This is a genomic window from Sphingomonas sp. CBMAI 2297 (assembly GCF_029870595.1).
Lineage (GTDB): Bacteria > Pseudomonadota > Alphaproteobacteria > Sphingomonadales > Sphingomonadaceae > Sphingomonas.
In genome coordinates, this window is record NZ_JAPDIR010000001.1 from 46081 (window position 1) to 58898 (window position 12818).

The window sequence follows — 12818 nt, forward strand, 5'->3', positions numbered from 1 at the left end:
CAATGGATTTCGACGTCATCGTCATTGGCGGCGGGCACGCCGGCACCGAAGCGGCCGCCGCCTCGGCCCGCCGGGGCGCGCGCACCGCGCTGCTCAGCTTCGACCTGACAAAGCTGGGGGCGATGTCGTGCAATCCGGCGATCGGCGGCCTGGGCAAGGGGCATCTGGTTCGCGAAGTCGATGCGTTCGATGGGCTGATGGGCCGGGCGACCGATGCCGCGGGCATCCATTACCGGATGCTCAACCGGTCCAAGGGCACGGCGGTGCAGGGGCCGCGCGTCCAGGCCGACCGGGTGCGCTATGCCGCCGCGATCCAGAAGATGCTCGCCGAGCAGCCGAACCTGCACCTGGTCGCAGGTGAGGCAGAGGCGCTCGAGCTCGCGGGCGGTGCCGTTGCCGGCATCCGCCTGGCCGATGGCAGGCTGCTTTCCTGCCGCGCCGTGGTGCTCGCCACCGGCACTTTCCTTGGCGGCCGCATCTTCCGGGGCGAGGAGCGCGAGACCGGCGGCCGGGTGGGCGAGGGTTCGGCCATTCGCCTCGCCGAGCAGCTGCGTGGGCTCGACCTCCCCATGGCCCGGCTCAAGACCGGCACGCCGCCGCGCCTGGACGGGCGCACCATCGACTGGGCACGGATCGAGGAGCAGGCCTCCGATGCCGATCCCTGGACCATGTCGCCGCTTACCCCGCGCCGCGTGCTGCCGCAGCTCCATTGCGGAGTTACCCGCACCACCCATGCCACGCACGCCGCGATCCGCGCCGGGCTCGATCGCTCGCCGCTGTTCACCGGCGCGATCGACGCGCAGGGGCCGCGCTACTGCCCGTCGATCGAAGACAAGATCCATCGTTTCGGCGATCGCGACGGCCACCAGATCTTCCTCGAGCCCGAGGGCCTCGACACCCATCTGATCTATCCGAACGGCATGTCGACTTCGCTGCCGGTCGATGTGCAGGTGGCGATGGTCAATTCGATTCCGGGGCTGGAGCAGACCGTGATCGTGACTCCCGGCTATGCCGTGGAGTACGACCATATCGATCCGCGCGCGCTCGACGCGACTCTGGCATTGCCGGCGATCCCCGGCCTGTGGTGCGCCGGCCAGATCAACGGCACCACCGGCTATGAGGAAGCGGCGGGGCAGGGCCTGGTCGCCGGGCTCAACGCCGCCGCCCATGCCCGCGGGCTCGCGCCGCTGATCCTCGATCGCGCGACTTCCTATCTCGGTGTCATGGTGGACGACCTTGTGCTGCAGGGCGTTACCGAGCCTTATCGCATGCTCACTGCCCGCGCCGAGTTCCGCCTGCGCCTGCGCGCCGACAATGCCGGATCGCGCCTCGGCCCGATCGCCGCCGGACTGGGATGCCTGGGGGCCGAGCGGCTTGCCTGGCTCCAGGCCCGCGAACAGGGCAGGGCCAGGCTGGACCAGGCCTTTGCCGTGGAGCGCACCGCCAGCGCCCTGGCGGCCCGGGGCGCTACTATCGCCCAGGATGGCGCGCGGCGCCCGGCGCGCGAATGGCTGCGCTTTCCGGGCATCGAGCTCGCGCATCTCGACATCGCCCCGGAAGCCGATCCCGATCTGCTCGCCGAATATGTCGAGGATGCGCGCTATGCCCCCTATCTCGAGCGCCAGGAGGCCGAGGTTGCCCAGCTGCGCGCGAACGATGCAGTGAAGCTGCCCGCCGGCATGGACTTCGCCGCCATTGCCGGGCTCTCCAACGAGATGGTGGAGAAGCTCGGTGCGGCGCGGCCCGAGACGATCGGCGCCGCCGCGCGCATTCGCGGCATCACGCCGGCGGCGCTTTCCGCCATTCTCCTCCACGCGAAACGGCGCGCCGCATGACCGAAGACGAAGCCCGAGACTGGATCCTGAATCGCTTCGGTGTTCCACGTGGAACGCTGCTGGAGCGCTTTGGGGCGATCCTGCGCGAAGAATCGGCTCGGCAGAACCTGATCTCGGCAGCGTCCTTCGAGACGCTCTGGGCGCGGCACTTCGTCGATTCGGCCCAGCTCATCCCGTTGGCGGCCGATGCCGGGGAGGGGGTCTGGCTCGATATCGGCACCGGTGCCGGCATGCCTGGCCTGATCGTGGCGCTGCTGATCGATCGCCCGGTGGTGATGGTGGAACCGCGCATCCGCCGCGTCGAGTTCCTTCGGACAGCGGCCGAGGCGCTCGGCATTGGCGATCGGGCCAAGGTCGCGCATTGCAAGGTCGAGGCCTATGTGCCGGAGGGCAAGACCGCGATCGTCTCCGCCCGGGCAGTCGCGGCGCTGCCCGATCTGTTCCGCGGCGCGGCGCATTGTACCGACTCGTCCACAATCTGGTTGCTGCCAAAAGGGCGAAGTGCGCAATCGGAGGTGGAAGCGGCGCGCGCGAAATGGCAGGGTGCGTTTCACGTGGAACCCAGCATCACGCAGCCGGAATCGGGTATCGTGGTCGCGCGAAAGGTACGCCCCAGATGATCTGCATCGCTATCGCCAACCAGAAGGGTGGAGTGGGAAAGACCACTACGGCGATCAATGTCGGCACCGCGCTCGCCGCGACCGGCCAGCGCGTGCTGCTGATCGACTTCGATCCGCAGGGCAACGCCTCGACCGGCCTGGGCATCACGCGGGCGGAGCGCGAGCATTCGAGCTATGACCTGCTCGTCAGCGATGTGAATCTCGAGGACGTCGCCACGCCCACCAAGGTGCCCGGGCTCGATATCGTCCCGGCGACGCAGGATCTGTCGGGCGCCGAGATCGAGCTGATCGAGTTCGAGGCGCGCACACACCGGCTCGATGCGGCGATCGCCCGCCATCATGCCAATCGCTGGGACGTGATCCTGATCGATTGCCCGCCTTCACTCGGCCTGCTGACGATCAACGCGATGGTGGCCGCGCATGCCTTGCTGGTGCCGCTGCAGTGCGAGTTCTTCGCGCTCGAGGGGCTCAGCCAGCTGCTCACCACCGTCGAGCGCATCCGCAGCCGCTTCAATCCGGGCCTGTCGATCCTCGGCGTGGTGCTGACCATGTATGATCGCCGCAATCGCCTGACCGACCAGGTTTCGGACGATGTCCGCGCCGTGCTCGGCCGGGTGGTGTTCGATACGGTGATCCCGCGCAATGTGCGCCTGTCCGAAGCGCCCAGCCATGGCCTGCCGGCGCTGATCTATGATCATCGTTGCCCCGGCTCGGAAGCCTATATCGCGCTTGCCCGCGAAGTGATCGACCGCCTGCCCAAGCTCAAGAAAGCCGCATGACCGACGCCAACCGCAAGCCTCGCCCCGGCCTTGGCCGCGGGCTTTCGTCCCTGCTGGGCGATGCCGTTCCCGAAGCGCCGGTCTCGGGCACGCCCGATGCCGCTTCCGGCCTGCGGATGCTCCCGGTCAGTTCGCTGGTGCCGCATCCGGACCAGCCGCGCCGCCATTTCGACGAGGATAAGCTGGAGGAGCTGGCCCAGTCGCTCAAGCAGCGCGGGCTGATCCAGCCGATCGTCGTCCGGCCGACCGGCCATAACTACCAGATCGTCGCCGGCGAGCGCCGCTGGCGCGCCGCGCAGCGCGCCCGGCTGCACGAAGTCCCCGTCATCGTTCGCGATTTCGACGATGCGGAGACGATGGAAATCGCGCTGGTCGAGAATATCCAGCGCCAGGATCTCAATGCGATCGAAGAGGCGGAAGCCTATGCCCGGCTGATCCGCGAGTTCGGGCACAGCCAGGAAGCGCTCGGCAAGCTCGTCCACAAGTCACGCAGCCATATCGCCAATCTGCTCCGCCTGCTCGACCTGCCCGAAGGCGTGCGCCAGATGGTGGTGGTCGGCGATATCGACATGGGCCATGCCCGCGCGCTGATCGGCGCGCCCGAGGCGGAGCGGCTTGCCCGCGAAGTCGCCGCCAAGGGCCTGTCGGTGCGCGAGACCGAGAAGCTGGCGCGCAATGCCAAGCCGGGATCGCGGCGCAAGGCCGATCCCAAGATCCGCGATGCCGACATCACGGCGCTCGAGCATCAGCTGGGCGATGTGCTCGGCCTCAACGTCCGCATCGCCCATGGCGCCAAGGGCGGCACGCTCACGCTTTCCTATTCGACGCTCGACCAGCTCGACATGGTCTGCCAGCGGCTGAGCGGCGAGCGGATCTGAAACTCGGCCGTCCTCCCGGGGGAGAGCCGGGACGACGAATTACAGCAGCTGCGCGATGCGCTCGGCCGCCTGATCGGGCGAGGTCCTGCCCGTATCGATCGCCAGGGCAGGGGCGGGCATCGCCGTCATGCATCGCTCGAACTCCCCGTGCAGGGTCCGCAGCAGCTCCAACGAGCGCAGCTTGCCGAACGCGGCCCGCTCTTCGGCCAGCAGCCGGCGCTCCTGCTCCGCACGGTCGAGCGTCAGCGCGACGAACAGGGCCTGGCCGCCATGACTCTCGACAAGTGACTGGACCCGCTCGGGAAAATCCCCCGCCACGCTCGGTTCGGGCGCAAAGGTGAAGATCAGCGACCGGCCCTGGCGCGCGGCTTCGGCAACCACCTCCAGCCAGAATTGCTCGCGCAGGCGCACAAAGGCGTCGCTGCCGAACGGAAAGACCGCGGCGACGGCGTCGACGACGAGATGGTTGTGGAACAGCGGCAGGCCGGTGCGGGCGGCGAGCGCCTTGCCGACTGTCAGCTTGCCAGTGGCGACTTGCCCATAGAGGAACACCAGCCGCACGGGGCCTAGCCTCGCGCCCGCGCCGCCTGGCGTGCGATCGTCACGGCCTCGGCATCGGCCAGCACTTCGCCGGCGCTGCCCGAATGCATCATCGCCCGCTCGGCCTCGCGCACTCGATCGATCGCGCGGGCGAGCTGCACGCCGTTCCAGCGGCGCAGCGCGCGGCCGGTGGCGGCTTTCTCGCGGAAGAAAACGCGATGCTTCTCAAGGACTTCATCCATGTCGCCGCCGCGATCCAGGTCGATCCGCATTTCGGCCATGGATTGCAGCCGCCGGGCGAGCTGGCGCATCAGCGGCACGCCGATGCCTTCGCCCAGCCGGGCGAGCTCGGTGCCGATATCGCCCACGCGGCCATCCACCACCGCCGTGATCGCGTCGCTCAGGTCCGAATCGCCCAGATCGGCGCCGATCGCGTCAAGCGCCGCGCCATCGGCGTCCCTGGGCCGCTCCGGCGCCGCATCGAGATAGAGCGCCAGCTTCTCGATCTCGCGCGCCAGGATCGCTCGGTCGCCCGCGGTGGCGGCGGCGAGCCGCTGCGGCACCTCGCCGGTTAGCCGCAGGCCGTGCTCGCGCGCGATATTGGCGGCCAGGCGGGTGGCGTCGATGCCCTCGGGCACATAACAGGCATGGGCATAGGCGTTCTGCGCGGCGATCACCGATTTCACCAGCTTGCCGCTTGCCTTCAGCCCGGGGCCGATCGCCACCACCGGGTTGCCGGCGCGCTCGGCGTTCAGCAGCAGCCCGATCGCTTCCGCCGCGCCTTCCTCGACGCCCAGCAGGCGGACATAGCGGGCACCGCCGAACAGCGAGAGCGATGCCGCTTCGTCGGCAAGCCGGCCAGGCTGCTCGCGCAGCGCCTTCATGTCGAGGTCGATGCGTTCGGCTTCCGGCCCCAGCGCCTTGCCGAGCTTTGCGGCGAGATCGGCGGCGCCGGCCTCGTCGGGGCCGTGGAACAGGTAGAGCCGCGTGTCGGGGTTGAGCTTCTCGATCGCGGCGCGGATCTGCGTCGCGTTGGCCTTCACTGGCTGCCGGTCCCGGGCGCGTTCTGCGCATAGCGGGCGACGCGCGCGACGATCTGGTCGGCGACGATGCCCGAAAGCCGCTCGAGCGCGCTCTTCTCCGCCGCGATCGTGGCATATTCGCTGCCGACCACGTCGATGCCGGCATCGGAGCCCGCGGTAGCGTCGAGCACGACATTGCCGTTCGAGAGGTCGATCAGCTGGTAGCGCGCGCGCAGCGTCCGCCGCTCGCGCGCCACCGAATCGTCGCGTCGCACGCCCAGGCCCGCGATCTGGTCGTCGAGCGTCACTTCCAGCCGATAGCGGGCAGGGGCGTCATTATGGTCGAGCCGGTCCTTGAGCGCATTGGCGACCAGCCAGCCCGACTGGCCCTTGATCGGCGCGACTTCGACCGCGGAGAGCGTGGAGCGCACCGCGCCGTCGGGCCCGCCGCCATAGAGCGGGCGAAGGCCGCAGCCCGACAGAGCGAGCGCGGCGGCGGCGAGGAGCGCAAGCTGCCTCATGCGACGATGTTCACCAGACGATCGGGCACGACGATCACCTTCCTGGGTTGCTTGCCTTCGAGCGATCGAACGATCTTGTCGCTGGCAAGTGCCGCGGCTTCGACCACATCCTTGGCCGCGCCCTTCGGCATTAGCAGCGTATCGCGCAGCTTGCCATTCACCTGCACGGCGATCGTCACTTCGTCGTCGACGAGCAGCGCGGGATCCACGGCGGGCCATTCGGCATCGGCGATCAGGCCCGGATTGCCCATGGTCGCCCAGGCTTCCTCGGCGATATGCGGCACCATCGGCGCGACGATGCGGGCCAGGGTGCGGATCGCTTCCGTTCTGGACGCCGAAGGCTGCGCCTTCTCGATCGCGCCGACCAGCTCGTAGAGCTTGGCGACCGATTTGTTGAAGGCCAGCGCCTCCACATCCTCGGCCACGCCGGCGATGGTGCGGTGCAGCCGCTTGTCGAGCTCGACATCGCGACCGGTGCCGGCTTCGGCTTCCGAAAGGCTATCGAACAGGCGCCACAGGCGATTGACGAAGCGCCAGGCGCCCTCGATGCCGCTTTCGCTCCATTCCAGGTCGCGCTCGGGCGGGCTGTCGGAAAGCATGAACCAGCGCGTGGCGTCGGCGCCATATTGGTCGACGATCTCGGTCGGGTCGACGGTGTTCTTCTTCGACTTCGACATCTTCTCGATGCGGCCGACGATCACGTCCTCGCCGGTATCGGTCAGATAGGCGGTGCCGTCGCCGCGCCGCGAAATCTGGGAAGGCTCGAAATAGGCCTTCCGTTCCAGCCCGTCATGCTCTTCCATCTGATAATAGCTGGCGTGCGTCACCATGCCCTGGGTGAACAGGCCGGCGAATGGCTCGGTCACGTCGAGCTTGCCGATATGGCGCAGCGCCCGGGTGAAGAAGCGCGCATAGAGCAGGTGCAGGATCGCATGCTCGACGCCGCCGATATACTGGCCGACCGGCAGCCATTGCTCGGCCACGGCCTTGTCGAACGGCCGGTCCGCCGGCTGGCTGGCGAAGCGGATGAAATACCAGGAGGAATCGACGAAGGTATCGAGCGTGTCGGTCTCGCGCCGGGCGGGCGCGCCGCATTTCGGGCAGTCGACATGCTTCCAGCTCGGGTGCCGGTCGAGCGGGTTGCCGGGAATGTCGAACGACACGTCCTCGGGCAAGGTGATCGGCAGCGATTCGCGCGGGGCGGGGACGACGCCACAGCTTTCGCAATGGATGATCGGGATCGGCGTGCCCCAATAGCGCTGGCGGCTGACGCCCCAATCGCGCAGGCGCCACACCGTCTGCCCCTGGCCCCAGCCGCCTTCCTCGGCGCGCCGGATCACGGTGCGCTTGGCGTCGGCCACGTCCATCCCGTCGAGGAAGTGCGAGTTCACCAGCGTGCCGGGGCCGGTATAGGCCTCGGCATCGTGGAATTCCGGCGCGATCTTGTCGCCCTCGGAAACGACGCGGCGGATCGGCAGCTTGTACTTGCTGGCGAACTCATGGTCGCGCTGGTCGTGCGCCGGCACGCCGAACACCGCGCCGGTGCCATAGTCCATCAGCACGAAATTCGCGATATAGACCGGAACTTGCCAAGTAGAATCAAAGGGATGGGTGGCAGTGAGGCCAGTGTCGAAGCCCAGCTTCTCCTGCGTCTCCAGCTCGGCCGCAGTGGTGCCGCCCTGCTTGCACAGCTCGACAAAGGCGCGAACTTCCGGGCTCGAAGCGGCCAGTTTCTGCGCGATCGGATGATCGGCCGCCACCGCAATGAAGCTCGCCCCGAAGATCGTGTCGGGGCGGGTCGTGTAGACCTGGAGCTTCTCGCCATCGGAAAGCGTCCAGTCGAACTGCAGGCCCTCGGACTTGCCGATCCAGTTCTCCTGCATCAGCTTGACCTTGTCCGGCCAATGCTCGAGCCCGCGCACGCCCTCCAGCAGGTCCTCGGCGAATTCGGTGATCTTGAGGAACCATTGGCTCAGCTTGCGCCGCTCCACGAGCGCGCCCGAGCGCCAGCCGCGCCCGTCGATCACCTGCTCATTGGCGAGCACGGTCATGTCGACCGGATCCCAGTTGACCGCCGATTCCTTGCGATAGACCAGGCCGTTCTCGAAGAAATCGAGGAAGATGGCCTGTTCATGGCCATAATAGTCGGGCTCGCAGGTGGCGAGCTCGCGGGTCCAGTCGAGCGCGAAGCCCAGGCGCTTCAGCTGGGCCTTCATCGTCGCGATATTGGCGCGGGTCCAGCTGCCGGGATGGACTTTCTTCTCCATCGCGGCATTCTCGGCCGGCATGCCGAACGCATCCCAGCCCATCGGATGGAGCACTTCCATGCCCTGCATCCGCCGGAAGCGCGCGAGCACGTCGCCCATCGTGTAGTTGCGGACATGGCCCATATGGATGCGCCCCGAGGGATAGGGGAACATCTCGAGGACGAAGCTCTTGGGCTTGGGCGAATCGTCACGCGCGGCGAAGGTGCGGTTCTCTTCCCACACCTTCTGCCATGCGGCGTCCGCCTTCAACGGGTTGAAGCGAGACAAATCAGTTCCTGCTGTCTTCTCGCGGTGCCGGCCTGCTTCGCCGGGCGGGAGAGCAGGCTGGAACCGTCACTAGGGGATCAGTTGGTGGCCACGGCGGCGCGGCGCAGGTCGCGGGCGCGGGTGAGGATGATGTCCTCGAGCTTCTGCACCGTCGCGGCCTGGACCGGCGCGGCGACCCAGGCGCCGCCCCGGTTCACTTCGCGCAGCGCCGCGACGCGCAGCGCATCGGCGCGCAGATCCTGGTCGAGGATCGTCACGGTGACCTTCATCCGCTCGGTCTGGACATTGGGATTCACGTACCAGTCGGTCACGATCACGCCGCCGTTCGAATCCGTCTGGAGCAGCGGCATGAAGCTCAGCGTGTCGAGGCTGGCGCGCCACAGATAGGAGTTGACGCCGATCGTCGTCACCTTCGAGGCGGCGAGATCCGCCTCGGGGCGCTTGGTGTGACCGCCGCACGCGGTGATCGAGAGAGCAAGCGACCCCAGGATCGCGGTGCGCAACAGGCGGTTCATCGTCACATTCCTACCAGGCGAGAAAAGTCGGGAGCATCTATAGTGGCGCATGTGGCGGGAGCAAGGCGGGAAGCCATGCCCCGATTCGCACGTTTGAAACACTGCTGGTTAAAGGGACCGCAAGCAGATTCTGTGGGTCTGGTGCAACACCGTCACGAAATTTGTGCCACCGGTGGAACCATGGTTCCGAATCATGGTAGGCGACATCATCTAGGGATTCATGACGATGCGAGTCGGACGGACGAGGACGGGAATTGCACTGGGAGCGCTCTGCGCTGCCGGGCTCCTGCTCGCGCCGGCGATCCAGGCGCAGACCAGCCGGGCCGATCGCGTCGCCCCGGCCAAGCGCGCCGCCGTGCCGGCGCGCGGCGGCATCGGCATCTTCACGCCGGCCGCGGCCGACCCCAAGCTTGCAGCGGTGCTCGCCCGTTCGGGCCTGCCCGAGGGCAGCTTCCGTTTCACGCCGGCCGAAGCGCGGGGCGGCAGCCATGGCGTGACCGTCGCCGTCCGCGCCACTTCGAGCCGTGCGGTGCGCGGCCGCGACGTGGCGCATGAGGTTGCCGTCGCGTCGGCGGCGCCGGTCAACCTGGCGCCGATCTCGTACAATCTCGGCGTCTCGGTCGGCTGGAAGCGCCTCGCCGTCTCGGGCGACGTGACTCGCGTCGAGCTGGTGGACCAGCCCGGCAGCCGCGAGCGGGCCGATATCGGCGTCAGCTACACCGGCAAGCGCCTGAGCGGCCGGCTGAGTGCCTCGGCGGATCGTCCGCTGGCCAACACGCCGGTGCTGATCGGCGACAAGCCGAGCTATTCCATCGATCTGGGCGGCAGCTATTCGCTGACCCGCAACCTGGATGTGACCGCGGGCGTGCGCTATCGCAGCGAGGAAGATCGCCTGCCCAAGCTCAACGAGAGCCGCCGGGACAGCCAGGCGGTCTATGTGGGCACCGCCTTCCGCTTCTGACGGCGCGCCCGTCCGTCCCAATGCCTGACGTCGGCCCCACGAAATCCTTGCCGCCAGTCCGGATGCCGTGACGGCGAAGCTTCGGGATAGTCCGGAGCAAGCCGCGCCCGCTCCGCCCGCGGCTCCGGATCGCTGTCCTTGCAGGAGTGGCGGAGGCATGGCCGGGCTCTCGATCCAGGGTCAGCGGGCCAAGGGCGGATTGCCCATAGTCGAGCCCTGCGCTCTCCGGAGAGCGCTCGCCCAGTGGCGTCGTTGTCCCGAGCTACCCGGACCCCGCTTTCGCAGGAATGGCGGTGTCTGCCGATTGAGTCGCGCCTAGTCTTTCGCCCCCGCCCAGGCGTCGATCGCCGCCCATCCATATATCTCCAACGGCCCGAGGCTGGCCGCCCTGCGCGCGTCCATTCCGCCCAGAGCGATCACCGGCACGCCGAGCCCCCGCGCCAACAGGCCGAAGCGCGCCCGCCCGAGCGCCCGGGCGCCCGGGTGCGAGCGAGTGGGGAAGGCAGGCGAGACGAACAGCGCGTCCACGCCCGCCCGCCGCGCGGCGATCGCCTCGCGCCGGTTATGCGCGGGCGCCGTGCGCAGGCCCCGGCCGCGCCCGCCATGCACACCCGATTCGCCGCGCATCGGCTGCGCCCCGGCGCGAATGAGCGTCAGCCCGCGCCGGCGCGCCACCTTCAGCACCTTCGCGAACAGCGCCCGCCGCTCGGCCGGTGGCAGGCCATAATGCCGGAACACCACGCCGCCCCCGCGCGGCAGCCGCGCCAGCGCATCCCACAGGGCGTCGCCCATGCGTTCGTCGGTCATCAGCCAAAGGCGCGGGAGGGGGTGGCGGCGGCGCATCGCCCTGCCTATAGCGCGGGCCATGCCGATAGACGAAGCCAGCCAGCGCCTTGCCGATGTGCGCGCCCGAATCGCGCGCGCGGCCAGGATCGCCGGGCGCGAAGCCGACGCGGTCACGCTGATCGCCATCTCCAAGACGCACGATGCCGATGCCATCCGCCCGCTCATCCATGCCGGCCAGCGCGTGTTCGGCGAGAATCGCGTGCAGGAGGCCGAGGGCAAATGGCCGGCGCTGCGCGAAGCGGCCCCGGACGTGGCGCTCCATCTGGTCGGCCAGCTCCAGTCGAACAAGGCCGAGGACGCCGTGGCGCTGTTCGACGCGATCCATTCGGTCGACCGCGCCTCGCTGGTGCATGCGCTCGCCCGGGCGATGGACAAGGCGGGCAGGCGCCCCGCGTGCTTCCTCCAGGTCAATATCGGGGACGAGGAGCAGAAGGGCGGCTGCGCCGTGGCCGCGCTACCCGAGCTGCTCGCCGAGGCGCGGGCAGCGGATCTCCCCGTGCAGGGGCTGATGTGCGTGCCTCCGCTCGATCTCGAGCCCGCCCCCTATTTCGCCCTGCTCGCCAGCATCGCCCGCGATCACGGCCTTGCCGGGCTCTCCATGGGCATGTCGGGCGATTTCGAGACGGCGGTGACGATCGGCGCGACGCATGTCCGCGTCGGCACCGCCCTGTTCGGAGCGCGCGCGTGAGATATGATGCGATATTGTTCGATTTCGACGGGGTGCTGCTGGAGAGCGAAGCGGCCGGCAACCGGCAGATCGCGGCCTATCTGACCAGCATCGGCCATCCGACCACGCCCGAGGATTCGATGGCCAACTTCATGGGCCTGTCGGGCGCGGATTTCCTGGGCGCGATCGAACGCTGGATCGGCCGGGCGATACCCGAGGATTTCCACGCCGCCCGCGCCGAGGAGGATGCGCGCGTGCTGGAGGAGGGGCTGCCCGCCGTTGCCGGGGCGATTCGCTTCGTCGAGGAATTGCCCGCCGGACTGCCCCGCGCGATCGCCTCGTCGAGCTCGACCCGGTGGATCAGCCGGCACCTCGCGCATCTCGGCATCCGTGCCGCGTTCGGCGAGCATATCTATAGCGGCCACGAGCATGTCGCGCGCGGCAAGCCGGCGCCCGATCTCTATCTCCACGCCGCCGCCGCGATCGGGGTGCCGATCCAGCGCTGCGTGATCCTCGAGGACTCGCCGGTCGGGGTGACCGGAGCGGTCGCCTCGGGTGCCGACGTCATCGGCCTGTGCGCCGGCTCGCATTGCGCGCCCGACCATGCCGAGCGCCTGCGCGCGCTGGGCGTGAAGCTGATCGCGCATGATTTCGGCGAAGTGGCGCGGCTGGTCGCCTGATCCGGCGCCGAAGGCGTTCCAGACTCGTTGCGCCGCCGCGTGGTTGCGCGCGAAATTTGATTCGCGCGGCGCCGCGACGAAGAATGAGAAAGCGCTGCGCTAGAAGCCCCGCGCCTCGCGCGCGAGCAGATGCTCCCGCAGCGCCATGGCGTCAGCCAGCGCATTGTGTGGCCGTTTGCTCATCGCCGCGCTGTCGAAGCCGAAGGCGTCGCACAGCTCGAAGCGGATGCGGTCGATCGGATGGCGCCGGCCCGGCGCGGCGATCAGCAGCTGCGCGGCATGGGCGATGTCCTCCGGCCAGTCGGCGACGAGCAGCGGATCGGGGTCGTCGCCCAGATAGGCGGCGAAGGCCTGGCCCATCGCCGCACGCGATATCGGCGCCGTATCGAGCACCGGCAGGATGTGCGCCGCCACCCAGGG

14 protein-coding genes are annotated in these 12818 nt (G+C 68.7%); 7 read left to right on the forward strand and 7 right to left on the reverse strand.

What is annotated here, in order from left to right; translation table 11 throughout:
• Positions 1-2: 2 nt before the first annotated feature.
• Genes mnmG through OMP43_RS00280 form a run of 4 tightly spaced genes read left to right on the forward strand, consistent with a single transcriptional unit; the run spans position 3 to position 4112 of the window.
• On the forward strand, positions 3-1835 hold the full coding sequence (gene mnmG, locus OMP43_RS00265; protein ID WP_280277434.1) for a tRNA uridine-5-carboxymethylaminomethyl(34) synthesis enzyme MnmG: 1833 nt from the start codon (positions 3-5) through the stop codon (positions 1833-1835).
• Positions 1832-2455, forward strand: coding sequence for an RsmG family class I SAM-dependent methyltransferase (locus OMP43_RS00270; RefSeq protein ID WP_280277436.1), 624 nt, complete (start codon positions 1832-1834; stop codon positions 2453-2455). The genes mnmG and OMP43_RS00270 overlap by 4 nt, the downstream gene beginning before the upstream one ends.
• Positions 2452-3234 (forward strand): ParA family protein, encoded by a 783-nt coding sequence (locus OMP43_RS00275; protein ID WP_167300051.1) that lies wholly within the window; start codon positions 2452-2454, stop codon positions 3232-3234. Before OMP43_RS00270 ends, OMP43_RS00275 begins: the two co-directional genes overlap by 4 nt.
• On the forward strand, positions 3231-4112 hold the full coding sequence (locus OMP43_RS00280; RefSeq protein ID WP_280277438.1) for a ParB/RepB/Spo0J family partition protein: 882 nt from the start codon (positions 3231-3233) through the stop codon (positions 4110-4112). The genes OMP43_RS00275 and OMP43_RS00280 overlap by 4 nt, the downstream gene beginning before the upstream one ends.
• Positions 4113-4151: 39 nt before the next feature.
• Here OMP43_RS00280 and OMP43_RS00285 read toward each other — a convergent pair whose 3' ends face one another.
• The 5 genes from OMP43_RS00285 to OMP43_RS00305 all read right to left on the reverse strand — a co-directional run bounded on the left by OMP43_RS00285 (position 4152) and on the right by OMP43_RS00305 (position 9244).
• Positions 4152-4673, reverse strand: coding sequence for a shikimate kinase (locus OMP43_RS00285; protein WP_280277439.1), 522 nt, complete (start codon positions 4671-4673; stop codon positions 4152-4154).
• A gap of 5 nt (positions 4674-4678) precedes the next feature.
• Positions 4679-5695, reverse strand: coding sequence for a DNA polymerase III subunit delta (holA, locus tag OMP43_RS00290; protein WP_280277441.1), 1017 nt, complete (start codon positions 5693-5695; stop codon positions 4679-4681).
• On the reverse strand, positions 5692-6195 hold the full coding sequence (gene lptE, locus OMP43_RS00295; RefSeq protein ID WP_280277442.1) for an LPS assembly lipoprotein LptE: 504 nt from the start codon (positions 6193-6195) through the stop codon (positions 5692-5694). Before lptE ends, holA begins: the two co-directional genes overlap by 4 nt.
• Complete coding sequence (gene leuS, locus OMP43_RS00300; protein WP_280277443.1) at positions 6192-8729, reverse strand: leucine--tRNA ligase; 2538 nt, start codon at positions 8727-8729, stop codon at positions 6192-6194. The genes lptE and leuS overlap by 4 nt, the downstream gene beginning before the upstream one ends.
• 77 nt (positions 8730-8806) lie before the next feature.
• Entirely contained in the window at positions 8807-9244 is a 438-nt protein-coding gene (locus OMP43_RS00305; RefSeq protein ID WP_086127797.1) for a DUF3576 domain-containing protein, read from the reverse strand.
• Between the two features lie 220 nt (positions 9245-9464).
• Between OMP43_RS00305 and OMP43_RS00310 the strand changes: the two genes are divergently transcribed.
• Positions 9465-10205 (forward strand): hypothetical protein, encoded by a 741-nt coding sequence (locus tag OMP43_RS00310; RefSeq protein ID WP_280277445.1) that lies wholly within the window; start codon positions 9465-9467, stop codon positions 10203-10205.
• Between the two features lie 315 nt (positions 10206-10520).
• On the opposite strand, the gene OMP43_RS00315 is transcribed toward OMP43_RS00310, so the two are convergent.
• Complete coding sequence (locus tag OMP43_RS00315; RefSeq protein WP_280277446.1) at positions 10521-11012, reverse strand: thiamine phosphate synthase; 492 nt, start codon at positions 11010-11012, stop codon at positions 10521-10523.
• A gap of 58 nt (positions 11013-11070) precedes the next feature.
• Between OMP43_RS00315 and OMP43_RS00320 the strand changes: the two genes are divergently transcribed.
• Positions 11071-11739 (forward strand): YggS family pyridoxal phosphate-dependent enzyme, encoded by a 669-nt coding sequence (locus OMP43_RS00320; RefSeq protein ID WP_280277447.1) that lies wholly within the window; start codon positions 11071-11073, stop codon positions 11737-11739.
• Positions 11736-12398, forward strand: a complete 663-nt coding sequence (locus tag OMP43_RS00325; protein WP_280277448.1) for an HAD family phosphatase — start codon at positions 11736-11738, stop codon at positions 12396-12398. The genes OMP43_RS00320 and OMP43_RS00325 overlap by 4 nt, the downstream gene beginning before the upstream one ends.
• Before the next feature lie 99 nt (positions 12399-12497).
• On the opposite strand, the gene OMP43_RS00330 is transcribed toward OMP43_RS00325, so the two are convergent.
• A complete protein-coding gene (locus OMP43_RS00330; protein WP_280277449.1) occupies positions 12498-12812 on the reverse strand; it encodes a hypothetical protein in 315 nt (104 codons plus the stop codon).
• Positions 12813-12818 lie beyond the last annotated feature (6 nt).

Coding starts and splice junctions, on each gene's coding strand:
- mnmG (WP_280277434.1), top strand. CDS start 3: ATGGATTTCGACGTCATCGTCATTGGCGGCGGGCACGCCGGCACCGAA.
- OMP43_RS00270 (WP_280277436.1), top strand. CDS start 1,832: ATGACCGAAGACGAAGCCCGAGACTGGATCCTGAATCGCTTCGGTGTT.
- OMP43_RS00275 (WP_167300051.1), top strand. CDS start 2,452: ATGATCTGCATCGCTATCGCCAACCAGAAGGGTGGAGTGGGAAAGACC.
- OMP43_RS00280 (WP_280277438.1), top strand. CDS start 3,231: ATGACCGACGCCAACCGCAAGCCTCGCCCCGGCCTTGGCCGCGGGCTT.
- lptE (WP_280277442.1), bottom strand. CDS start 6,195: ATGAGGCAGCTTGCGCTCCTCGCCGCCGCCGCGCTCGCTCTGTCGGGC.
- OMP43_RS00305 (WP_086127797.1), bottom strand. CDS start 9,244: ATGAACCGCCTGTTGCGCACCGCGATCCTGGGGTCGCTTGCTCTCTCG.
- OMP43_RS00310 (WP_280277445.1), top strand. CDS start 9,465: ATGACGATGCGAGTCGGACGGACGAGGACGGGAATTGCACTGGGAGCG.
- OMP43_RS00315 (WP_280277446.1), bottom strand. CDS start 11,012: ATGACCGACGAACGCATGGGCGACGCCCTGTGGGATGCGCTGGCGCGG.
- OMP43_RS00320 (WP_280277447.1), top strand. CDS start 11,071: ATGCCGATAGACGAAGCCAGCCAGCGCCTTGCCGATGTGCGCGCCCGA.